The organism is Dyadobacter sp. CY327, from assembly GCF_021390415.1.
GTDB classification, from domain to species: Bacteria; Bacteroidota; Bacteroidia; order Cytophagales; family Spirosomataceae; genus Dyadobacter; species Dyadobacter chenhuakuii.
On record NZ_JAJUXJ010000001.1, the window covers coordinates 400,007 to 423,385 of the forward strand.

19 protein-coding genes are annotated in these 23,379 nt (G+C 45.2%); 12 read left to right on the forward strand and 7 right to left on the reverse strand.

Features of this window, described 5'->3' with window-relative positions:
* Positions 1 to 145: 145 nt before the first annotated feature.
* Together LZG74_RS01785 and argH are read right to left on the reverse strand one after the other, a co-directional pair.
* A complete protein-coding gene (locus LZG74_RS01785; protein ID WP_233794937.1) occupies positions 146 to 685 on the reverse strand; it encodes a hypothetical protein in 540 nt (179 codons plus the stop codon).
* A gap of 12 nt (positions 686 to 697) precedes the next feature.
* Positions 698 to 2,038: an argininosuccinate lyase gene (gene argH, locus LZG74_RS01790; protein ID WP_233794938.1), complete on the reverse strand. Its 1,341-nt coding sequence runs from the start codon at positions 2,036 to 2,038 to the stop codon at positions 698 to 700.
* Positions 2,039 to 2,169: 131 nt separating this feature from the next.
* On the opposite strand from argH, the gene LZG74_RS01795 reads away from it, so the two are divergent.
* The 3 genes from LZG74_RS01795 (at position 2,170) to LZG74_RS01805 (ending at position 9,663) form a co-directional block, all read left to right on the forward strand.
* Positions 2,170 to 3,342: an AIR synthase related protein gene (locus LZG74_RS01795; RefSeq protein WP_233794939.1), complete on the forward strand. Its 1,173-nt coding sequence runs from the start codon at positions 2,170 to 2,172 to the stop codon at positions 3,340 to 3,342.
* Between the two features lie 152 nt (positions 3,343 to 3,494).
* A complete protein-coding gene (locus tag LZG74_RS01800; RefSeq protein WP_233794940.1) occupies positions 3,495 to 5,201 on the forward strand; it encodes a sorbosone dehydrogenase family protein in 1,707 nt (568 codons plus the stop codon).
* 151 nt (positions 5,202 to 5,352) lie between these two features.
* Positions 5,353 to 9,663 (forward strand): FG-GAP-like repeat-containing protein, encoded by a 4,311-nt coding sequence (locus LZG74_RS01805; RefSeq protein WP_233794941.1) that lies wholly within the window; start codon positions 5,353 to 5,355, stop codon positions 9,661 to 9,663.
* Between the two features lie 58 nt (positions 9,664 to 9,721).
* Here the strand turns inward: LZG74_RS01805 and LZG74_RS01810 are convergent, their stop codons facing one another.
* A complete protein-coding gene (locus LZG74_RS01810; RefSeq protein WP_233794942.1) occupies positions 9,722 to 10,300 on the reverse strand; it encodes an O-methyltransferase in 579 nt (192 codons plus the stop codon).
* Positions 10,301 to 10,403: 103 nt separating this feature from the next.
* On the opposite strand from LZG74_RS01810, the gene LZG74_RS01815 reads away from it, so the two are divergent.
* A complete protein-coding gene (locus LZG74_RS01815; protein ID WP_233794943.1) occupies positions 10,404 to 11,252 on the forward strand; it encodes a neutral zinc metallopeptidase in 849 nt (282 codons plus the stop codon).
* A gap of 55 nt (positions 11,253 to 11,307) precedes the next feature.
* Here LZG74_RS01815 and LZG74_RS01820 read toward each other — a convergent pair whose 3' ends face one another.
* The gene (locus LZG74_RS01820) at positions 11,308 to 12,735 is read right to left on the reverse strand and encodes a T9SS type A sorting domain-containing protein (RefSeq protein ID WP_233794944.1); all 1,428 of its coding nucleotides are present in this window, start codon (positions 12,733 to 12,735) and stop codon (positions 11,308 to 11,310) included.
* A gap of 438 nt (positions 12,736 to 13,173) precedes the next feature.
* On the opposite strand from LZG74_RS01820, the gene LZG74_RS01825 reads away from it, so the two are divergent.
* Complete coding sequence (locus tag LZG74_RS01825; RefSeq protein WP_233794945.1) at positions 13,174 to 14,097, forward strand: DUF6268 family outer membrane beta-barrel protein; 924 nt, start codon at positions 13,174 to 13,176, stop codon at positions 14,095 to 14,097.
* 180 nt (positions 14,098 to 14,277) lie between these two features.
* The gene (locus LZG74_RS01830; RefSeq protein WP_233794946.1) at positions 14,278 to 14,748 is read left to right on the forward strand and encodes a hypothetical protein; all 471 of its coding nucleotides are present in this window, start codon (positions 14,278 to 14,280) and stop codon (positions 14,746 to 14,748) included.
* Between the two features lie 115 nt (positions 14,749 to 14,863).
* Here LZG74_RS01830 and LZG74_RS01835 read toward each other — a convergent pair whose 3' ends face one another.
* The gene (locus LZG74_RS01835; protein ID WP_026629277.1) at positions 14,864 to 15,466 is read right to left on the reverse strand and encodes a Crp/Fnr family transcriptional regulator; all 603 of its coding nucleotides are present in this window, start codon (positions 15,464 to 15,466) and stop codon (positions 14,864 to 14,866) included.
* Positions 15,467 to 15,596: 130 nt separating this feature from the next.
* Here LZG74_RS01835 and LZG74_RS01840 point away from each other — a divergent pair, with 130 nt between their 5' ends.
* The 5 genes from LZG74_RS01840 to LZG74_RS01860 all read left to right on the forward strand — a co-directional run bounded on the left by LZG74_RS01840 (position 15,597) and on the right by LZG74_RS01860 (position 19,258).
* Entirely contained in the window at positions 15,597 to 16,169 is a 573-nt protein-coding gene (locus LZG74_RS01840) for a hypothetical protein (RefSeq protein ID WP_233794947.1), read from the forward strand.
* Positions 16,170 to 16,255: 86 nt separating this feature from the next.
* The gene (locus LZG74_RS01845) at positions 16,256 to 16,726 is read left to right on the forward strand and encodes an RNA polymerase sigma factor (protein WP_255699088.1); all 471 of its coding nucleotides are present in this window, start codon (positions 16,256 to 16,258) and stop codon (positions 16,724 to 16,726) included.
* A gap of 88 nt (positions 16,727 to 16,814) precedes the next feature.
* A complete protein-coding gene (locus LZG74_RS01850; protein ID WP_233794949.1) occupies positions 16,815 to 17,615 on the forward strand; it encodes a hypothetical protein in 801 nt (266 codons plus the stop codon).
* Positions 17,609 to 17,920, forward strand: a complete 312-nt coding sequence (locus LZG74_RS01855; protein WP_233794950.1) for a hypothetical protein — start codon at positions 17,609 to 17,611, stop codon at positions 17,918 to 17,920. Before LZG74_RS01850 ends, LZG74_RS01855 begins: the two co-directional genes overlap by 7 nt.
* Before the next feature lie 297 nt (positions 17,921 to 18,217).
* Positions 18,218 to 19,258 (forward strand): SGNH/GDSL hydrolase family protein, encoded by a 1,041-nt coding sequence (locus LZG74_RS01860; RefSeq protein ID WP_233794951.1) that lies wholly within the window; start codon positions 18,218 to 18,220, stop codon positions 19,256 to 19,258.
* Positions 19,259 to 19,331: 73 nt separating this feature from the next.
* Here the strand turns inward: LZG74_RS01860 and LZG74_RS01865 are convergent, their stop codons facing one another.
* Together LZG74_RS01865 and LZG74_RS01870 are read right to left on the reverse strand one after the other, a co-directional pair.
* Positions 19,332 to 20,270 (reverse strand): DUF4249 domain-containing protein, encoded by a 939-nt coding sequence (locus LZG74_RS01865; protein ID WP_233794952.1) that lies wholly within the window; start codon positions 20,268 to 20,270, stop codon positions 19,332 to 19,334.
* Between the two features lie 30 nt (positions 20,271 to 20,300).
* Complete coding sequence (locus tag LZG74_RS01870) at positions 20,301 to 22,697, reverse strand: TonB-dependent receptor (RefSeq protein ID WP_233794953.1); 2,397 nt, start codon at positions 22,695 to 22,697, stop codon at positions 20,301 to 20,303.
* Positions 22,698 to 22,922: 225 nt separating this feature from the next.
* Between LZG74_RS01870 and LZG74_RS01875 the strand changes: the two genes are divergently transcribed.
* The gene (locus LZG74_RS01875) at positions 22,923 to 23,378 is read left to right on the forward strand and encodes a MarR family winged helix-turn-helix transcriptional regulator (RefSeq protein ID WP_233794954.1); all 456 of its coding nucleotides are present in this window, start codon (positions 22,923 to 22,925) and stop codon (positions 23,376 to 23,378) included.
* The last annotated feature ends 1 nt before the right edge of the window (position 23,379 follow it).

The following is a 23,379-nucleotide window of genomic DNA, read 5'->3' on the forward strand; positions in this document are numbered from 1 at the left end:
GGAAGGCCGCCTGGCCTTCCTTTTTTTGTAAATGTCCCATTCAATTATGACTTAACAAAGTCGCAGCGCGACGCATCATTGGTAGCAAATAAAAAGGATTGTGAAACGCAAATCCCGGAGGGATGAAACAACATCCCGCCCGTTATCAATCCAGCTTCATATTAATCAGGCAACCAATGGCCTGCGTCTTACTATGCATGATCGGATTGTCATTCAATGTCGCTTCCAGTGCATTTCTCAGGTAAAGCTCAGTCGCTTTCGGACGACTTTTTCCCAACGCGTAAAACCAGTTATCAATCGCGCCCTGATAGACAACAAGGCCATTTGCATTGAGCAAAACAACTTCCGGCATAACGGTCGCTTTGTAACGCATTGCCTTCCGCATGCCAGGATCCGGAAAGCCAGGGAATGTAGCATTGTATTTTTTCAAAAATCCCTGAATGTCCCGTTCTGTAACCGTTTCCATCGGGAAGTAGGCTTCAAAGCTCACGCCTTTTGCACTATAATCGGCATAAATGCTTTTGATCTCCCTCATATACGCATTGGTAACAGGGCATTCGGGATCCAGAAAAAGGATCACTTTTAGTGGTCTTGCGGGTAATTTTTCACGAATGGGCCCTCCTTCGGTTTTATCAAAAGAAACCAGCAGGCAAATAAGGATCAACACATTTATCTTTCGCCACATTCCTTTATTTTGTTAACCGTTCTGCAATAGTTTTTCCAATGCTGCAGTTACCTTATCGTAACCAAAAGCCGCGATCTCCTGCTTCATGCGCTGCTGGATTTCAGCAGTTTGCAGGTTTCCAATGCTACCTTCGTGCGTGTGCTTCAATTCGCGCGGAGCCATGTAGCTTCCATCACCTATCTCCACCCCAACCTGTCGGTAAGCATCCCGGAAAGGCACGCCGTTAATCACGAGCGCATTCACACGTTCCACGCTGAAAAGCAAGTCATATTTGGCGTCATCCAATAGGTTTTGCTTCACTTTCATGTTTTCAAGCATGAACGCAGCAATGTCCAGGCAATCCAGGATTTCATCAAAAGCAGGCATTAAAATCTCTTTCAACAACTGCATATCCCGATGGTAACCCGACGGCAGATTGCTCAAAACCATCGTCACCTCCATCGGCAACGCTTTCATCCGGTTTGTCTTTGCGCGAAGCAATTCCGCCACGTCCGGATTTTTTTTATGCGGCATTATGCTGCTTCCGGTTGTAAGGTCGTCGGGCAAAACGATAAAGCTGAAATTTTGGCTGTTATAAAGGCATACATCCATCGCTAACCTGGAAACGGTTGCAGCCAATGATGCAATCGCCGTTAATGCAGCCTGTTCCGTGCGTCCGCGGCTCATTTGTGCATACACGACATTATGGTGCATGCCCTCGAAACCTAGAAGTTCAGTGGTCAATGTTCTGTTCAAAGGAAATGAAGAGCCATATCCCGCCCCCGATCCCAGTGGGTTGCGGTTAGCCAGGCGATAGGCAGCATTTAATTGAATAACATCATCGATTAACCCTTCCGCATAAGCGCCGAACCATAAGCCAAACGACGAGGGCATGGCGATCTGCAAATGCGTATAACCGGGCAAAAGGTCATTTTTATGCTCCTCCGAGCGGCTTACCAGCACATCAAAAAGCTTTTCCGTAGCCTGCACCACTTCAAACAAACGGGCACGCGTATACAACTTCATGTCTACCAGCACCTGATCATTGCGTGAGCGTCCGCTATGGATTTTCTTGCCTGTATCGCCCAGTTTGCGTGTTAGCTGCAATTCCACTTGTGAATGCACATCTTCCACGCCTTCTTCAATTAAGAACTCGCCTTGCTGAATCTGGGAATGGATTAATTTGAGTTCCTGCTCCAATGCTACAAGATCATCAGAAGTCAAAAGCCCGATGGTTTTAAGCATTTTAGCATGCGCCAGATTGCCTAATACATCATATTCCGCCAGGTTAAGGTCCATTTCCCGGTCCCGACCAACGGTGAATTTTTCTATTTTTTCAGAAGTAACCGTATTTTCTTTTTGCCAGAGTTTCAATGCACTTGTAAATTGAAGTAGAAGATGATATTGACAGAGCAAATTTACACGATTATGGGCATAATGCGCATTAATCCCGCCGAGGGGATTTTTTTCTTACTTTTGTGCCATATTCATGAAATTACGCTCAAATGAAAACTACCGACCGTTATCTGCAACGCGGTGTCTCGGCTTCAAAAGAAGATGTACATAAGGCCATTGAAAAGATAGATAAGGGGCTTTTTCCAAAAGCTTTTTGCAAAATCGTTCCGGATACATTGGCTGGTGATCCCGAATATTGCACCATTATGCATGCCGATGGCGCTGGTACGAAAACCTCTCTTGCCTATTTGTATTGGAAAGAAACGGGCGATATTTCGGTTTGGAAAGGCATTGCGCAGGATGCGATTGTGATGAATACGGACGATCTTTTGTGCGTAGGCGCAACGGGCCCAATGCTCTATTCTTCAACCATTGACCGGAATAAAAACCGCATCCCTGGCGAGGTGATCGCTGAGGTGATCAATGGTGCTGAGGAGGTTCTGGAAATGCTGCGCAGCTATGGCGTTGAAATTTACAGCACCGGCGGCGAAACCGCTGATGTAGGGGATCTGGTAAGAACTGTTACGGTCAATAGTACGGTCATTGCGCGAATGAAGCGTTCGGAAGTGGTTGATAATGCCAACATTGTCGCTGGTGATGTAATCGTTGGGTTGGCATCCTGCGGACAAGCAACGTATGAGGAAGTTTATAATGGTGGAATGGGCAGTAACGGACTTACTTCTGCACGTCATGATGTTTTAGGTAAATATCTCGCAGAAAAATATCCGGAAAGCTTTGATCCGGAAGTAAATGCAGACCTGATTTATAGCGGAACCAAAAAATTGACAGATCCCGTTGCAGGAACACCATTGAATGTAGGCCAACTTGTGCTCTCACCCACAAGGACTTACGCGCCGGTTGCCAAAGCGTTGCTGGACGAGATGCGTTCGGAAATCCATGGCATGGTGCATTGCAGCGGCGGCGCTCAGACAAAAATTCTACATTTTGTTGATAACCTTCACATTATCAAGGATAATCTGCTGCCGGTGCCTCCATTGTTTCAAATGATCCAGGAAGAAAGCGGAACAGACTGGCAGGAAATGTATAAAGTGTTCAATATGGGCCATAGGCTTGAAATTTACCTTTCTCAGCAGCATGCGGAGCGGGTAATTGAGATCTCAAAATCGTTCGGGATCGATGCGCAGATTGTCGGTAGGGTAGAAGCTTCGGATACCAAAAAACTGACTATAAAAAGCGAATTCGGGGAATTCTATTACAGCTAGCATTTTACAAAGCATTCAAATAGAAAGGCCGTCTGATTTAAACATCAGGCGGCCTTTTGCCATTAATGCTCATTAGGAAAAACTAAGGCATAGATGTTGTAGTAAAAACATGACACATATTATAGAAATATTATTAATAATCTGCTAATTATATGAAACACTTCAACTTCTTTCTTAAAATCTTTCTCAGCGCCTCGGGCATGCTTTTGTGCACAGGGCTAGCTTTTGCTCAAACTCCTGAGGTCAGCATTGATACGGAGAACCCTGTGATCACCGGACTAAGTTCTGCCATGCAACTGGTGCATGCAGACGATAATTCCAACCGCATTTTCATTGCTGAACGTGGCGGAACAATCAAAGTGCTGGCACCGAGCCCGTCCGCGACGCCTACGACCTTTCTGAATATGAACCAGAATGCTCAGGTTGTGCGTACGGGCGGTGAGGATGGTTTGCTAAGCATTGCTTTTCATCCGAGCTTCGAAACCAACGGATATTTTTATACTTATTATTCCGACACCCAGGGTGATCTGGTGGTGGCCCGGTACACGGCTGCGAGCCCGGCCAGCAATAATGCGGTTAACCCCAACACTAGGCTGGAAGTCCTGAAAATCCCGCATCCAACCAACGCAAACCACAATGGAGGCGAAATGCATTTTGGTAAGGACGGGTTTCTGTATTTATCAGTCGGCGATGGCGGCGGCGGCAACGATCCGAATCAGAATGCTAAAAATCCAAACGTATTTCTGGGTAAAATTCTACGAATGGATGTAAATGTGCCCGATACTAATACTGTGAAATACGCGGTCCCAACCGGTAATCCCTATGGCAATGCGGTTTATGCATTGGGTTTACGAAATCCATATCGATGGAGCTTCGATAGGCTTACCGGCGATGCGTGGATAGGCGACGTAGGGCAGGGAGCCAGGGAAGAAATCAACCACAGAACGCCGGCTCAGCTTGCCAATGCCAATTTCGGGTGGCGCTGTTTTGAGGGCGACATTGCAACGCCAGGGGTGAACAGAACCGGCTGCGACACAGGCGGGCCTTATGTGTCTCCTGCTTACGCTTATGTCAATGGTGAAAGAGGGCAATCAGTCATCGGAGGTGTGGTTTACAGAGGATTACTTTACCCTCAAATGTACGGCTGGTACATTGGGACCGATTACTACTCCGGCGATATTCATAAAATTTCCGCCAATGAAGCCACTAAAACATATCAGACTTCCACGGTGATCAACATCACGGATATCGGAGAGGATCAGCGCGGTGAAATTTACGCAGTAACCGGCAGTGCGGTTTACCGAATTTCTGCGGGTACTGCATTACCCGTAACATTGGTTGATTTTTCAGGCACACGCGGAAATGAAGGTGCAAAATTATCCTGGTCAACATCCAGTGAAACAGATTTCAGGCAATTCGACATAGAACAAGGCTTCAACACAGCTCAATTTGTAAAAGTAGGAACAGTAAGCGGACAAAATGCCGTTTCCGGCTCTCAATATGCATTTTCACACAACATCAATTTTGGTGGCAATCTTTATTACAGACTGAAAATGGTTGACAAGGACGAAAGTTTCGCCTATTCCAAAATCATCGTTGTGAATACCGAAAACGATTCCCCTGCCAACTTCGTAAGACCCTCACTTATCAGCAATGCCACCATCGATATGGTGCTCAGCGATCCCTTTGATAAAATGGAATTGGTCAGCACGAACGGAACCATCTTCATGTCCCAGGAAATCACCGGCAAAAGCGGCCCATTAAGCATCCCGCTTCAAAGCACAAACACTGGAATTTACATAGTAAGGCTTACCGGACGGGATAGGATGTTACAACAAAAAGTGTTGGTTTTGCGATAAATGTGATATTGTTTTACCACTAAAAAACCAGCTTCCACCGGTTATTCAATGTAATGTTAAAAGCGTGATGCAAATCTTAAAATTGTGACAAATCAAGGTCTTCGGGCCAAGGTGGAAAACAGATTTGCTAACACTTTTAATGTCAGGTGGAATGAAGAAAAATTACTTGTGCGGCACTTTAATGCTGTTATCGATAGCTTGCGGCGTCACGCTGCAGCATGAATTTACCAGGGAAAATTTGTCTGAGAAATCAACATTACAGGAAAAGCCTTTCAGTAATGTTGATTTCAAAAATGACAAACCTTCTGAATCTGCAGGCATTCCGGATAGCGCGCTGGAAACGATTTACAGCAGCATTGCAGCCAGGGAATATCATGTTACCAAAGACCCTGCAACAGGCATTCCGCAAAGTCCAAACCGGAAACAAAACCTGCGGGCTTATTTTAAACCGGGAACATTTACAGTTAAGAACCGTGTCGATTCAGCAGGCCATAACTTCCATCTGACATTAATGACCGAGGGCGTTTACGCCGATAATCAAAAGCTGCCAGTCTCGAAAAGCGATACCGCAGCCATTATTTCCGAAAATAAGATCCAGTTAAAACAAGGCATTCTGACCGAGGAATACATCAACAGCGAAGCTGGTATAAGGCAGAACTTCATCATTCAAAACGCTCCGAAAAGCACAAAGCAACTGGAAGTAAGAATGATGGCGGAGGGGCTGACTGTGCAAGATTTGCAGAACAACAAGCTGGCGTTCTATTCTGGAAACGTGGACGCGAACGATAAGCTCACGTATGACGGACTGAAATGCTGGGACGCAAACGGAAAGGACCTGCCCGCGAAATTATCCTACAAAGGAGGCTTTGTACAAATAGCCGTAAACACCTCATCCGCAGCATTCCCAATAACCATTGACCCGATTGTTAGCTATGGCAATCCGGGTAATGCGAATGTGCAATTGGCTGGAAAGCAGCAAGGGGCACAGGCAGGGGAATCCGTTGCCAGTGCAGGGGATGTAAATGGCGACGGATATAGTGATGTAATAGTTGGTGCACCATTCTTTGACTCTGGTAAAAAAGACCAGGGTGCGTTCTTTATTTATTTTGGTTCCTCAATAGGGGTTAATCCGAATGGTATCTTATGTATAGGTGACAATAAAGTAGGCGATGCTTACTTCGCACAATCGCTTTCAGGTGCAGGTGATGTAAATGGGGATGGATTTAGCGATGTCATTGCTGGTTCTTATGCATATGCAAATGGCGAGGCAGGTGAGGGTGCTGCGTATATTTTCTACGGTTCGGCAGCGGGCATAAACCTTACAGGTGTCAAGATTGAATCAAATCTTCCTACTGCTGAATTTGGTAAATCGGTTGCCAGTGCGGGAGATGTCAATGGAGATGGTTTTAGTGATGTGCTCGTCGGAGCGCCAGGGTATAGTAATGGTGAGGATGATGAGGGAGGAGTGTTCATATATATGGGATCACAAGCAGGGATTTCAACAACCCCGGCAACCACTCTCGAATCCAATCAGGGCATTTCGTATTATGGATCGTCGGTCGCCAGCGCAGGTGACGTGAATGGTGACGGTTTTAGTGATATTGCCATTGGAGCGTATATGTATGATAACCTGTTTGCAACAGACAACGGCGCTGTTTTTATTTATTCAGGTGCACCGTCCGGAGTTCAGACGACCCCGTCGATGACTCTTTTGGGTACGCAAGATGGCTCACAATTCGGATATGCCGTCAGTAGCGCAGGTGATTTGAATGGTGATGGTTACAGCGATATCCTGGTTGGAACACCTAATTACACAAATGGGCAGATCGGCGAAGGAGCTGTAAGTGTATACCTTGCTTCCTGGGAAGGAAAAGGAATTGAAAACCAAGCAAAGGTAATTATTGAGGGCGGCCAGGCAGGTGCGGCATTTGGTAGATCCGTTGCGTGTGCGGGAGATGTAAATGGTGATGGATTCAGCGATGTAATTGTGGGAGAGCCGTATAGGGACAATGGTGCGAATGTGCAGGAAGGTTGGGCACATATCTATTTCGGTTCGGCAGATGAAACTTTAAAAGCGAAATCGTTTATAACGAGTGGGCAAGCAGAAGCTGAGTTAGGGATTTCTGTTGCAAGCGCAGGTGATGTGAATGGTGACGGGTTCAGTGATGTAATTGTGGGTGCACCATCTTATGATAAATCTGCGATTGACGAGGGCATCGCATTGGTGTTTCATGGCTCAGCTGCGAGTGTAGAAATGAATGCCAGTAAGGTGATACTCAATAGTCAGGTGGACGCAGAAATGGGATTTTCCGTTTCCAAAGCCGGTGACGTGAATGGCGATGGATTTGATGATGTCATTGTTGGCGCTCCATTTTATGATAATGGAGCAAATAATGAAGGTGCTGCTTTCCTTTATCGCTGTGATCAAAAGGGCGTCGATTTAGGGACAATATTAATTATTTCCATGGGGCAGGCCTTGGCACATTTTGGACATTCCGTTGCTGCTGCGGGAGATGTAAATGCCGATGGATATGATGATGTAATCATCGGTGCACATCAGTATAATATGTCAGGGATCAGTGACACCGGAGCTGGATTTGTATATTATGGCTCGCCAGCGGGATTGTCTGTAGCAATTCCTAGCATTGTCTATCTTCCAAAAGCAAGCGCTCACGCAGGCAAATCAGTTGCTGGTGCGGGAGATGTAAATGCTGATGGTTTCGATGATGTGATCGTAGGTGTTCCATTCTATGATGACGGCGTTCAGTTCAATGAGGGAGCCTTCCTAATCTCTTATGGATCAAAAGATGGAATTGCAAATGGGCCTGGGGTTGTGTTCGAAGGAAATCAAACAGGAGCAGAAATGGGTAACTCGGTTTCTTCGGCAGGTGACATTGATGGCGACGGTTATGATGATGTAGTTATAGGTGCATATAAATACACTAGCAATCCCCTAACTGAAGAAGAAGGTGGTGCATTTGTTTTCTATGGCGGTTTAACTGGCCTTAAAAATATTGGTACTTTATTAGAACTCAATCAAACTAAAGCTTGGACGGGTTGGGATGTTGCTGGTGCGGGAGATATCAATGGGGACGGTTTTTCGGATGTAGTGATCGGCTCTTTATATTACGATAGTGGACAAAGTAATGAAGGTGCTGCGGCGGTATTTTATGGAGCACAAACTGGGATACAATATTTAACTCCAACCATTCTGGAAAGCAATCAGACCGACGCATTAATGGGCGCATCGGTAAGTGCTGCAGACGTGAATGGTGACGGATATAAAGATGTGCTTGTGGGTTCACCCGCATACACGGATGATCAGGGTAAAGAGGGAGCAATACTTGTTTACCACGGTTCTGAAACAGGAATAATTACCAATGTGGCCACGGTCATTGGCGGGAATCAAATTAATTCTGAAATGGGCTACTCGGTGTCCGCAGCAGGCGATGTTAACGGCGACGGGTTTGAAGATGTAATTGCAGGAGCTCCGAAATATAATGGAACGGGTCTCGGATTTATCTATCATGGAAATGGGTCTAACATTGGCATCAGCTTCGATCCGGCCATAAGAGCAAACCTCAACCTATACAACAGCGACCTGAGCACTAATCTTAATAAAGACAATCTCGGGATAGACGATTTTGGAATAGGGTTATTTGCGAAATCATTTTTGGGAAGAAATAAAGGGAAGTTGGTCTGGGAGATTATCGGGCAGGGGGAGAGTTTTTCACAGGCCAGTCCGATCACAAACAGTACGCAGTTTTCAGGCCAGGGTAACCTTACCGATCTGCAAACAACGGAAACGGAACTGAAAAGTCTCGTTACGAAAACAGATTTCTTGAATAGAGTCAGGGCGCGCGTTCGATTTAGTCCGGTATTGGCCATCACAGGCCAGGTGTACGGGCCCTGGCGATATGCGAGTTCTTCCAATCTTGCGGATCCAGGCATTCTGCCTGTTGAACTAGTCCGGTTTGATGCAAAAGCAGTCGAAAAGCAGGTTGATTTAACCTGGGAAACAGCGACAGAAGTGAACAGTGATTATTTCGAGCTGCAACGTAGCGAAGATGGTAAAAAATGGGAGCAAATAGGAATGGTCTATTCTGCTGGTGACAGCAAAAAGCCGAATGCATACAGCTTCGTGGATTTCAAGCCTCAACTTGGTTTAAACTATTATCGTTTGAAAATGGTGGACCGGGACAAAACCTTTGCGTACAGCTCGATCAAAGCAGTTACATTGGAAGGAAAAGAGACAAGTTTATTTCCTAATCCGGTGTCGAACACATTGAACATTGATTCAGAAGTGCCTAATACAGAAATTGTAATCTACGATGTTTCAGGAAAAGAAATATTGTCTCAGAAAAATGAAAAGGGCATTAAAAGCGTTGATGTGAGTCGCTTGATTCCGGGTGGCTATCTGATCAAGCTTGGGAATAAATCCTTTCACATGATTAAAAAATAAAAGCAGCGTTTACGATGCTGATCCCGGTTCCGAAACTTTTTGGAACCGGGATCTTTATTTAGACTTTTACCGCAATCACAATGCCCGTTGCCCAGACTTGTTTCGTGAGAACCAGGTCTGTTCTTTTTTCAAGATCTTCGATTAGCTTAATGGCTTTTAGATCGTGGCCTTCGGGCCAGTTGGGTTGGGGGAGCATATCGTCGATGATGTAATAGCCGCCTTTGTTTAGCATGGCCAGCACTTCTTCTAACATCAGGTATTTGCCGTGCCAGGTGTCGGCGAAAATGTAGTCGTATTTTTGGTTGAGGTTATTTTTGACCCAGTCTTCGCCGTCGGTCAATGCTAATGTTAGCCTGGGGTCCTGGCCCAAATGGTCCTCTGCAATGGCCAGGAACTGAGCCTCATTGTCAATCGAAACCAATGTCGAATCGCTGTCCATGCCGTCGAGGATCCAGGCTGTGGATAGTCCCGTGCCTGTTCCGAGTTCCAGGAATTTGCCAGCTGGTTTTGAAGCGGCTAATGTTTTAAGCAAAGAACAGGTCTTAATGTCGGATGCCATGGTAAAGCCGGATGCTTTTGTAGCATTGTCGATGGAAACATAAGCCTTGGGTAATGGATGGTTAATTTCCTGGTTCATTTTCGGCATATTTGTTTTACATCCTAAACTTATGCAATAATTATCACCGACGTATATTGGCATGGTTTTTATTGATTTCCATGCATCTCAAACATCAGAAAATATGCGTTGGCAAGATTTACGAAGAAGCGGCAATGTGGAAGACCGCCGGGGAATGTCCGGAGGCGGTAAAGTAGCGATCGGCGGGATCGGAATGATCATCGTGCTGGCAATTGGACTCTTAACCGGTCAGGATCCCAGCGAGATTTTAGGGAATCTGCAAGGGACGGAAACCCAGCAGCCTGCTCAGACGCGCGCGCCAGGACCGCTTCCCGATGATAAAACGGCCGATTTCGTTTCTGCTGTTTTGGGTAGCACAGAGGATGTCTGGGGCGAGATTTACAAGGCCAATGACGCACAGTACGAGCAGCCAACCTTGCAAATGTTCGAAGACGCAACGCAAAGCGCCTGCGGCGGCGCATCTTCTGCAATGGGGCCGTTTTACTGCCCGGCCGATCAGAAAGTATACATCGATCTTGACTTTTGTAATGAATTACGCGACAGGTTCAAAGCGCCGGGCGATTTCGCGGTGGCGTATGTTGTGGCACACGAAGTAGGGCACCACGTGCAGAATTTAATGGGAATTTCGGGGCAGCTGCAAGAGCAGCGTGGCCGGATCAGTAAGGAAGAATACAACAAGCTGTCCGTAAAGCTCGAACTTCAGGCAGATTTTTTTGCAGGCGTTTGGGCTAACCATGCGCAGCAAATGGAAAATATCCTCGAACCGGGTGACCTGGAAGCAGCATTAACCGCGGCCAACGCCATCGGTGACGATAAGCTCCAAAAGGAATCGCAAGGTTACGTTGTCCCTGATGCGTTTACGCATGGAAGTTCACAACAAAGAATGTATTGGTTCAAGAAAGGGTTTGAAACCGGCGATTTGAACCAGGGGAAATACGAGGATATCAGATAAAATTGTAATAAATAGGAATTTGAAATGAGTTGGAATAATCGGAGCATTATCCAACTCATTTTGTTTTAACAAACTGCTGTGTTGTATTCCCAAATCTACACAGATACAAACCAGGCAAAAGATGGCTTACATTCAGGCTTGTTTCGTCTGCTGTTGCACTCACTTTATTCACAATTTGACCCATGATATCGAGAATTGAAATCTCACCCCGGAAATCCAACGTATTTACTAACAATGTGTTTGTAGCAGGATTAGGGTATAGTTTGGACGTTTCCTGAACTGAATGTTGAATAAATATGATTGAAGAATATTCAAATTTTCCGTCCCGGTCCAACTGCTTTAATCTGTAATAATTTTTATCATTCAAGGGTGCATAATCCACAAAACGATACGATTGCATTTCCGCAGAAGTGCCACGTCCTTCAACGTAACCGATTTTCGTGAAGGCCCGGCCATCCATACTTCTTTCTATCTCAAATCCTTTATTATCCGTTTCAGAAGAAGTCGACCAGGTAAGGTTGGATTGGCTGTTTTCAGCTTTACCTTCAAACGTTACAAGCGAAACAGGAAGAGAGCCATTTTCAAAAATTTTCGAGGCGTATATTCCCGCAGCGTTCTTACGATCATCCAGCCAGGCTACAATAGCTCCTTTGTCATCGTTACTGATTATCCTCAATGATTGGGGATTTCTTTTATACTGTGCTATGGGAAGTGTATTCCATAAAAGTTTCCCTGTACTGGATATATTTTGCATTTGTTCACCGCGAATCCCATAAGGGTCTTTTTCATTATAAATAATGATAGCACCTCCCTTACCGTCATGCACAATTTTTGGAAGAGCGTAATATCCCTTGTGTACCGAAACATTTATTCCATTCACTGCCCATAATGCATCTACTCCGGCATTGATGCGCTGCGCATAGATACTTTCATTGCTAGATCCATCACCGAAGCGCAAATCCGTCCAAGTGATGATGGCACCTCCGTTGTCATCACTCACAAGTTGTGGATCTCTGGACCCCACTGGTGCATCACAGATGATCGTTGCATCTGGTTTTACAAGCGTGCCATTCCCCAAGAGATGCTGGGCAAATATACGGGTAACAAAAGATTGATTCTTTGTATGATACCAAGTCAGGAAAGCGCCACCAGAGCCATCACTTACAAACGCTGGTTGTACCGGATAGTATGTGGGGGATACAATCTGAACGCCACCGGATGGCCATAAAATATTCCCCGAGAAATCTACCCGTTGGGCGAAGACGAAGTTCTGATGGAAGTCAATGCCAAATTCAGACCAGGGAGTGATAAAACCCCCGCTTCCATCATCGACCATCTTATGTGACATATAGTATTTCGGCGACGGAATAATTAGCTTACCGTTGGTTGGCCACAACGTTGTTCCCGAGGAATTAACATGTTGCGCATAAATACCGGTGATGGCATCCCGGGGATACAAATGGGCACTCCGTTGGTCTGCCATTTAACAAAACCATTTTTGTCAATTCGTTGCGCGTATATGTGCGAAGATGTATCCCGACTATCCATCCACGCAATAATTGCCCCGCCGTCACCATCACTCGTCATTTCAGGGTCCGATTGACTAATTCCACCCTGGATCAAAGGCGTAATGCAAATCGCATTATTTACATCGTGGTACGGGCTCCATTGTCCAAAACAAGTCGGACTGATTACAAGCGTTAATAGTAGTGTACAGATCTTAATCATTCTTCTCGACTTTAATGTGCAAACAGGAATTATGAAATGGCCGATTTTCGTCCATTTTGAAGTGATGACTTGAAGGAAAGCTGAGTGGGGATGTAACTGAATCCGAAAATACAAAATTTATAAGTGTGCCCAACTTTCCCGCCCGGAACTTATTGGAAATCCATTTTCGTTACCAGCTCATAACTAGTAATTTATGCAGTTTCGCGGTCCCGGGCCATTTTTTATTATACTCACATTGCTGAGCGCGCACGCTGTGTGCCAATCGCTTAAACCCGGACTTGAAGGAATGGCACCATCAAAATGGTTAACGTTCCGTCACACGCATGCGCCCGGTAAAACATACCGCTTTAATGGGACGGATACCAAAAGATTTACGCAGGAAGAATATTTCATGCGTGCATGGGTCCCGCTTGTTCATAATAAAAAAATGGCTGTGCTGCTCGGTCCCAATTATCGCGCAGAACAGCTTGAATTTAAAAGCACGGGTGAAAATCCGGTAAGCCATATGGAAGGCTGGAATTTGCGGACATTTGCGCTGGACCTTAATTCGGTGGTTAAATTAGATAGCAGTTCGTGGCTTGTATTTACTTCACATATTAATAAAAGCGGCGATTTCGGGCGGTTGTTCTGGTCGGAGATTCCTATTAACTATACATTATCTGCTTCTTTCCTGCGCAGGAAAAGCGCTAATAAAGAAGTGGGTTTTGGTGTAATGATGAACAAGAGTTTCAGGGTTACGGTGCTTCCTGTTCTGATTTTCAACTACAATTTTTCTGAAAATTCCGGACTGGAAATGATGCTTCCCAAGAAGATCGCTTTCAGGAAAAACCTTTCGCCTTCTGATATCATTTACCTGAAATCCGAGGCAGTGAGCCGGACCTATTATCTTCACCAATTCAACAGCGATGCGCTCGGCGTTTGCCGTCGGGTAGACATTGATTTGGGCATGTCGTATAACCGTAAGATCGGCAATTATGCTGGTGTTGAGCTATTCGCGGGTTATCGTCAGAATGTCTCCAACCGTTTAATTGAAGGCGCAGTTCCCGTGCAGACTTCGGGATTTGCGGGCACCATTGAACTTTATGTTCAGCCTCCCAAATTCAAAAGAAGAAAGTAAATCGTTTATGTAATTATAGTTTACTTAGTTGATATTTCCGGTTATTTATACCTCGGATTTAATTAGTTGGGTTAATGTTGATTCCGGTGAATTCGGGATGTTTATTTAGCCTGAATTTTTTATAGAAATTATAATGATTAATTTCACCGGACATAACCGCTAATTTTTAATTCATATTTTATGAAAGCTAAATCAATTAAGTTTTTTTCACCTCAGGAAAACCTTCCAAAAAGTGAGGTAATCAAATCAAAGGCTAAACCTGCCGGCTACATTTCCGCAACAGGTAAAATTGTTCTTCCCGTTGCTGCTCTTGAAGAATTAGGAATTGAAGCGGATGCAACACGATTCAAAATCGGAACGGATCAGGGGAAAAGAAAGATCAATACGGTATATCTGATTCCTTCTTCTGATGATACAGATACATTTGAATTGGTAAAAAGTGGCCGAGGATATGTGATTCCGCTGGCTATTATTTTGAAACAAGGCGGCGTCGCTTTTGACACTACAAAATACACATTTACGGCAACACCATTCCATTACGAAGATGGCGTTGTAGGTTACGAATTAGCATTGGCAAGTTCTGAACCAAAGCCAGCTTACACCGGAAAGCCACGTGGCCGTAAGCCAAAAGCTGTTGAGCAGGAAGGTTAATAGCCTTGCAGTTTTTCAAGTTATTACTGAAAAAAAGCCGTAATGAATCGCAGGATTGATTACGGCTTTTTTAGTGTATTTCTACTTTAAATGTCACTGGTAATTACAAAATAGATCAGCGGTTTTTATCAAATTGAATACTTTTAAGACAGCGGCTGAATGTTGCCGGAGTTGTGCCGAGATAAGTGGCAATATAATGATCTGGAATGCGGCGGAATAGTGACGAAGGTTGATTTACATAATGTTCAATACGCTGTTCAACAGATAGATATTTAAAAACTTTAACACGGTCTGTGAAATTAATCAGATGCTGTTCGAGCAGTTTGACAGCCAGTCCGGCCATGTACGCGTCCTCTTCCACGAGCTTCCTGTAAGCATCGTACCCTATGGCATATACGATCGTATCTTCGAGCGTTTCCAGCACTTCGTTTGATAATTGTTGCAACAGAAAACTTTCGGCAATGCAGACAATGTCTCCGTCCGCAACCAGCAGTGAAGTAATGTCCTCCGAACCGCGCAAATAGTAAGTGCGCATCACTCCTTTTTCGATCAAATAAAGATTAGGGCTCACCTGCCCGAGATCGACCAGGATCCGCCCTTTGGGGATCATGAAACGTTTCAGGTTTTTAGTGAAACGCTCCTTTACTTCCTGGGACACCATGAATTGCGAGGCCTCGAGTATGCGGTCCAGGGGCTTTATTTCTTCTTTGGCTTTCATCAAAATCTTGTCGTAGAACAACGTATATCTATGTCGCAGGACAAGATATAAATTAATATCATTCGAGTTACTTTGATCAGGACATAAACGATGATCCTATTGCCCTTTCCATCCTTAATCAAACCTGACCATGAGAACGCTACTTTTACAAATCGCATTTTTGAGCTGCACCATTATTCCGTGCCTTGCGCAGGACAAAGGAAAAAGTGAGCTCGCAATAGGTTTCGGCATTATGCCCACAGAAGATGTCGCCGCCGAAATTTTTACAGTGTTCTTTATAGCGCTATCCGGCCGGCTGCCTGACAAGGAGGTGAATGATTTTGCATTTTCATTAAGTTACAAATATCATCTTTCCGAAAGATTTTCACTGGGTGCGAGCGGTGCCTATAATGCAGCTGCGTATGAAACCCGCTTTTTTAAATGGATAGATAACGGTCCTCGTCCCAGAACATTAGCAATTGCTGTCGAAACCAGTTTCTTTTATTTGAAAAGGCCAAGGGTTAATTTGTATTCTTCTGTGGGCGCAGGTTTTTTTGGCTCCTGGACCAATGAGTATGACGGTATTTCTGACACATCCTATATGGCACCCACGCTGCATTATTCACCCATTGGCGTGCGGGTCGGAAAAGACGTCGGCGGTTTTGTCGAGTTGGGTTATGGCTTCAAAGGGTTGGTTAATGGTGGAGTTAGTATCAGGTTTTAACATTCGGTAAGCCCGCCGCGGTGTATTAATGTTCGACTTTTTTAATTAGTTACCCAACCTTGTGAACAACCCAAGCCCAGGAGAAGCTGTATCGCCAGTTTTATCCTGTGCTTTTTGCGTTATGCCGTAAATTTTTTGACGACAAACATGAGATCCTGACAGCCATTAATAATGGAATGTTGAAGGTTTTCAAAAATATTGACCAGTTCGACGATCAAAAAGGAGCATTTTTTAATTGGCTTTACACAACAGTGAGAAATGCGGCCCTTACCCAGCTCAGGGATCAGAAAACGCAGCAGTTTGATTACGACGAGCTTGACGATAAGATGGGTTTCGAATCCGCAGAGAATCCATTTGACAAGCTGACCGCGTCGGATGTGATCGTCTATTTATCTGCATTACCTGTGGCAACCCGGCGCGTTTGCGGATTATTTTATCTGGATGGTTTTAGCATTAAGGAAATCGGGGAGTCGCTGGATATCTCTGATGGCACGGTGAAATGGCATTTGAGCGAAGGCCGCAAAAAGCTGAAAATAATTTTTGAAAAGATCTTTTGATGTGAAAAACAAAAACAAAAATATCGACAAATTTTTCTCCGGGAAATTGCCCGATCCGGAAATTCCGGCCGACGACGCGTGGGGAAAGATGAACGATATGCTTAATGCAACTCCGGCTGCTGGAAAATTGCAGCAAATCTTCGAGGGAAACACATTCAAGCTGCTTTCAGTGCTGATCCTGGTTGGGATTGTAAGCGTTGGAGTGGTTTTGTTTTTAAAAAATGATAAAAAAGAGGTTTCTATTAAAAATGAAAAGCTAGCCAGCAAGGACATTTCTGCGGGTCAGCACAATAGGGGAATAGAAAAAGTTGGTAAAGGTGACATAAGTCTGGAAGGCATTCAAACGGAAAGAGGTGTTGAAACAGGAAGAGCTGTTGAAACGGAAACAGGCGTTGAAACTCAAACAGGTGTTAAAACCGAAAGAGATGTTGATACTGAAACAGGTGCTAAGACTCGAGAAAGCAATGAACGTGGAAAAGTTGAAACAACGGGAACAATTGTAAAAACAAAAAAAGTTGATCAAAGAGCTTATAAAACAGAGAGGCGGGAAACAATAGCCAAGTATCCGGGGGGGGATTCCGGCAACATTAACGCCACGACGGAAGGCGATAGACGTTGGGAAATTGCTGCGTTATTTCAAATCAAATCTTTGCCCTTTAGACCTTCTTCCTATGACCCGGGTTTTTCAGCCAAAGTAAAAGGAGGCGCGCAAGCCAGTAAAGTCATTACAATGAACATTCCGAAAGAACCTCGCAAAAAGTCCTTCGAAGCAGGACTTGAATGGAACTTGATTTCGCCGTTGAAGCATACTGATTTCCTTTTCACGAGTATCGACAGCACCAAAAAACCAGCATTAACCTGGCTTTACAATATCAGTATGAGTTGGTAAATCACTTTACGATCGGGGCAGGCGTTGCTTATAGCCGCGTTTCAGGAGCGCTGGTGCAGGAGCAGGTTGTGAACGGAAGAGGCGAACTGTTAGCTCCGGAACTGGTTACATTAAAAGGTTCGGAACAGACCGGGCGCTATTTGAATCAAGATATTTTTTACTTCAAAGCAGGCCTCTCGTATAAGGTGGGGCGTTTCCAAGCAGGAATCAATATTTTGGCGCCCCTGAGCAATCTTTCTGCTTCACCGAAATACCCCATTCGAAAAGTGAACGGGCAGTTGTTTTTGAGATTTCGGGTTTGGTAATGCTTTACTTATGGCTTGAATTGCCATATGAGAATTGTTCTACTTTTTAGGTGATGTTACTTCCAGGGATTGGATGATCTTGAATCCAATGAAAAGCATCAATATAACTAATCCTGCTTCAATTAAACCTGCAAGTTGTAAGAATAGTTGTTCCATGGCTATGTGATTTTTCACAAAGGAACATAGCGTGGAAAAATGCAACAAATATTAGTGATTCAGCGGCAAAGTAATGAGTCTGCGGTTGGAATGATTATTGTTGGAACGATGTAAGCATAACCCCATATATCTTCCAAAAAAATGAATGAAGATCAGAATACTGACTCGCACATTAAGAATCCAGACAGTTCACTAAGCCGCAGGCGTTTTTTCCTACAATCTGGGGCGGCCATTTTTACAACAACATTGCTATCGTCGTGTAGCGGGATTATCGAAGATATTTTCCCCAAAAGCGACAAAGAGGAAGAAGAAAAACAGCCCGACCGGGACAAAACGCTGGCTTTTTTTGGCGATAGTCTCACCATCGGCGCAGGTGGCACCGCTCCTTACGGGAACATTGTTGCAGCTGCACTGGCAAGCAGACCGGTACTCAGCGACGGCATCGTAGGGCAGGTTGCATCGCGCATTGCCGTGCGACAAGGTGGAACGCCGCTGACAATATCCATTGAAGGCAATAAGCTGAATGGCATCAAGCCTGTGCGGATCACAAAACTGAGCAATCAATTTTTATCAACACCCACGAATAACGACGAATACAGCAGAACCGGCTCCGTAGGCGGTGTCAGGTGCACCATCAGGCGAACAGCTAACGCGGAACTGGGCGAAAATTATACAATCACACCTACGGCTGTAAGCGTAATTGATGTCCCCGAAAACTCGGAATTTTTGCTGGACGACGCTTCGAGGCTGAAAACGGCCACGCAGATCTTATGGTATGGCCGGAATAACATTGGGAAACCGAATGCGGAAGAGGAAATCCTTGCCGCCCTCGACAGTTCCATTGCTTATATCACAGCGCCAGCGCGTTACATTGTTCTCGGCGTTCTGCTGGCGCAATCGGATCGGAAGGGAACAGAAAACTTCGAGCAGGTTGCCTCGATTAATGAGAAGCTGGCAGCGAAATATGGAAAATCATTTGTTCCAATGACGCCGCCAACGGATGCAGAACTGGCCGAAATCAGTTATAGTCCTTCACAGGATGACTTGACAGACCTTGAAAATCTCAATTTCCCGAGAGGTCTGCGGGCTGACGTCAGTACGGACGAAATCCATTTGAATGATAAGGGTTACCAAATCATTGCAAACAGGGTCATAGCAAAAATCAAAGAGCTTAAATACTGATTTGCAGCCTTAAAGATTTTGAACGGTGGCCAGACAAAAACCTGGTCACCGTTTCTTTTGATAGCGGTGCAGTTCAGGGATTAATGGTTTTTCCCACCGCATTAAACGATGCAAAACAGCCCAAGCCACCTTCCACATTCGTATAAACCAAAGTGGGTTCTACAAACGGGTTATCATTATTGTTTTCCAACGAGCGCCTGAACTTGTAATAATGCTCGTCAATGCCCATTACTTCTATTCTCACGTCCCTAATGAGGGGCTTTGTTTCCAGTGATTTTTCCGCACCTTTTTCGTCCAGATAGGTAATGGTCCTGTTTGAACTGATATGAGCTCCGTTTTTGGGGCTGATAAACTTGATCCCGTCCAGATTTACATCATTGTAAACGCCTCTCTCAAAAGCAATCATTTCCGTGGTGAAGATATATCGAAAAGGTTCGGTCTTGCCTGTTTTTGGGTCGGGCCGGGGCATAGTTTGTTCATGCGTATAGGAACCGCGAAGTGCATAATAGTTGCTTTCCCCTTTCACATCTTCCCACGAAAACCAGAACCATGCAGTCGAATCGGTTTCATAGCCGGCCCATTCTTTATCAATGGACACTTCCATTTCTTTCACCCGGTTAAACGGCACTGTGCATTGCGCTTTCACAAACCTTTTTCCATCGTTAACAGTCAATGTGTAGGTCTTGCCCGCCACGATCTTAAACGCACTGCTGTCCGCAACGTAGTTCTGGAGTGAATCATCGAAGACCAGCCGTACCTGATTTACATCGTCGGACAGGATTACTTCGGCGTTGGTAACAATCACCGGATTGTAGTACGCCGGTCCGAAGATCGGTTGTGACTCTGTAATAATGGCTTCCAACCGCGGGCTTTGTGGAGAAATGTAGCAGGAAACAGCCAGTTTAGCCTCTACTTTCGGAAGCTTGTCCTGATCCAGATCATTGACAAGATTCTCACAGCCGCACAGCAAACCGATGCACATCAGCATGAGGAAAAGCAAGGTCTTATTCATGTGTAAAGCCGTTATAACACGCATTTTTGATCAGAATTTAAAATTATAACTAAAAGACGGCAGCACCGGGAACAACGAATAGCGTGTCAGGACATTGATCCTTCTGTCAGGATCGCCTGGATCTTTTTTATTATCAATGTTATAGAAAAACGGATTTCTGCGGTTGTATGCATTGTAAAGCCCGAATTCCCAGGTGCGTTCGTGCCGCTTTTTCTTCTTATGAAACTGGATCGCAACATCCATACGGTGGTAAGGCTCTGCCCGGAAGCCGTTTTTGTCTCCATATTCGTTGGTGACATTCCCGCCATATGCAGGTGATCCCCAGGGGTTCGGGACGAAGCGGTTTGGATACGTAGAGAACTTCGAAATGGGGATCGTAAGTGCATTGCCCGTTCCGTAAACCCATGTTGCTGATAATGTAATGCGCTTGCTCAGTTCGTAAATTCCCACCACCGAAATGTCGTTGCGGCGGTCGTAGCGGGGATAGAATGTTTTGCCAAAATTGAGCTCCGGAAATTTCCACTGTGTCCACGATAATGTATAACCTACCCAGCCCGAGAGTTTTCCGGTTTTCTTCTGCACCATGAACTCGGCGCCATAAGACCAGCCTTTTCCCGTGGTAATGTTATCTTCCCAGTCGAGTTCGTTGGCATTTTCACCGTCCAGACTGATAAAGGAGGAGCCTTCCTTGTAACTGATAATGTTGTTCATTTTCTTATAGTAACCTTCCAAAGTAAGCGCCAGGCCGGGCTTTTCAAGATCTTTTGCAAAGCCGAATGCAACCTGGCTGGACTGTTGCGGCGCCACCCGGTCGGTGGTAGGAACCCAAAGATCCGTGGGCAAACCTAGTCCGGTGTTGCTCAGCAAATGCACATATTGGTTCATTTTGGCAAATGAGGCTTTGACGGAAAAATCCTTTGCCAATTTCAATGCTGCGGAAATCCTGGGCTCCGGTCGCACATATAACTTTGTTTTTGTTTGAAAAAAGCTCAATCTGAAGCCTCCGTTCACCTTTAAAGCGGTAAAGGGCTGCCAGGTATCCTCCACATAAGCGCCCGCTTCCAGGGTGTTGATGGGTTTGGCTTGCAGGTCAATCTCATCGTCAGAAAAGTCGCCTTCCAGCGCCAGGGCCGAAGGGACAAAGCGATGCGACGTAAGCTGCGCCCCGAATTTTACGCTGTGTTTTGCACTGAGGAAATAATCAAAATCCGTTTTCAGGCTATAATCCCGGATCAGGCTGTTGTATTTCAAACTAAACTCATCCTGCAATACGCCCTTTTCATACCGCTTGTCGTTGGCAAAAATATTAAAATTGAAATGGCTGTAAATCAGCGAAGTATTTACAAACAGCTTTTGGTTGATCAAATGATTCCACCGCAATGTCGCCGTAGCATTCCCCCAGCTCAGCCCCGACCTGTTTTCACTATCGGTGCTCTTTTCCCGGATGTTGAATTTATCACGCCCGAAATATCCACTAACATACAGCTTGTTTTTCGCGCCGAAGTCGTAATTCACTTTTGCATTGAGGTCGTAAAAGAAATAGCCTGGCTTCACCTTGCTGTCGGACCCCGCTTGCTGCTGGGCGATCAGCGGCTGAGCGAGCACGTCAATGTATGTACGTCGTGCGGAAATCAGGAAAGAGGATTTCTTTTTAGCCAATGGCCCTTCCAGCGTCAACCGGGATGAGATAAGGCCAATGCCGCCTTCGCCGTGGAGTTTTTCTTTGCTTCCTTCCTTCATATTCATTTCAACAACCGAGGAAAGCCGCCCACCGTATCGCGCCGGAAACCCACCTTTTGTGAGTTCAACACTTTTGAGGGCATCGCTGTTGAAAACGGAGAAAAAGCCGAAAAGATGGCTTGCATTGTACACCACCGCGTCGTCGAGGATAATCAGATTCTGGTCTGGCCCGCCGCCGCGGACGTATAAGCCCGTTTGTCCTTCGGTCCCTTTTTGGACGCCCGGCATAAGCTGCAACACGCGTATCACATCCTTTTCACCAAAAAACGCCGGGATTTTTTTGATTTGAGAAATGGGGATCTCAATCTGGCTCATCTGCACCGATTCGCTAACTTTTTCATCCTGTCGCCTTCCCGAAATGATGACTTCGTTCAGCTGGTTAGCTGTTGATAATGCAATGTCAATCTGCTGGCTAACCACCTTTTCAACGCGAACTTCCTGCCTTTCATAGCCTACAAAGGAATAGGAAATCCTGACGGAATCTGATTTCGGAATGGTGAGTGAATAGAAGCCGTAGGTGTTGGTAACCGTCCCGACCGTAGAATTTTCGAGGTACACATTCACACCTGGCAACAATTCCAGGCTTCCTTTTTCACGCACAAAACCACTGATGGTAATCTGCTCCTGAGCATAAGCCTGAAAAGAAACGAAAACAAAAATTAGTAACTGGTAGAGTGGTTTGGGCATACTTAGCATCGCGTTAAAATTCGTTAACGTTCGGTTACATTTTATGGTATGTCAAAAAAATAATTTAATCATTTCAAGAATTTCCTGAACGATGTTGCTAGGGAATACGAGGGAAACAGCGCTAGTGACGCAAAAGGATCGACTTTATTTTTACCTGATAATTTGGACGTCTCACTTTTCTATATTTATCTTTGTTACTAAGATAATTATTCAACAAGATAAAATATGAATGATGAGGCTGTAAAAACGGTCCGGCGACTGGGCCAGCAATACGCATATGTTTCACTGCAAATGCATGAAACCGTTGCCCGAAAGGCCGGACTTGCCGGGACTGATCATAAGTATTTGGGATTTTTCCTCGAAAAAGGCGAAATGACGGCTGGTGAACTTTCGAACCTGACGGGTCTCACTACGGGGGCCGTAACCGGTTTGATTGATAGATTCGAAAAGAGAGATCTGGTGAAGAGGCGCTTTGCGCCGGAAGACAGGCGGAAAGTGATCATTGTAGCCAACACCGAAAACATTATGGCGCTCCTTGCGCCGCTATACAAGGATTTCAGGAGCAAAACGGAGGAAATGCTGGCGTCATTTTCCGATGCGGACAGCAAAATCATTGAAGCCTATTTTAACAAAGCGATAGAAATAGCAAAAGAAACGACGGAACAGCTCGACAAACAATAAT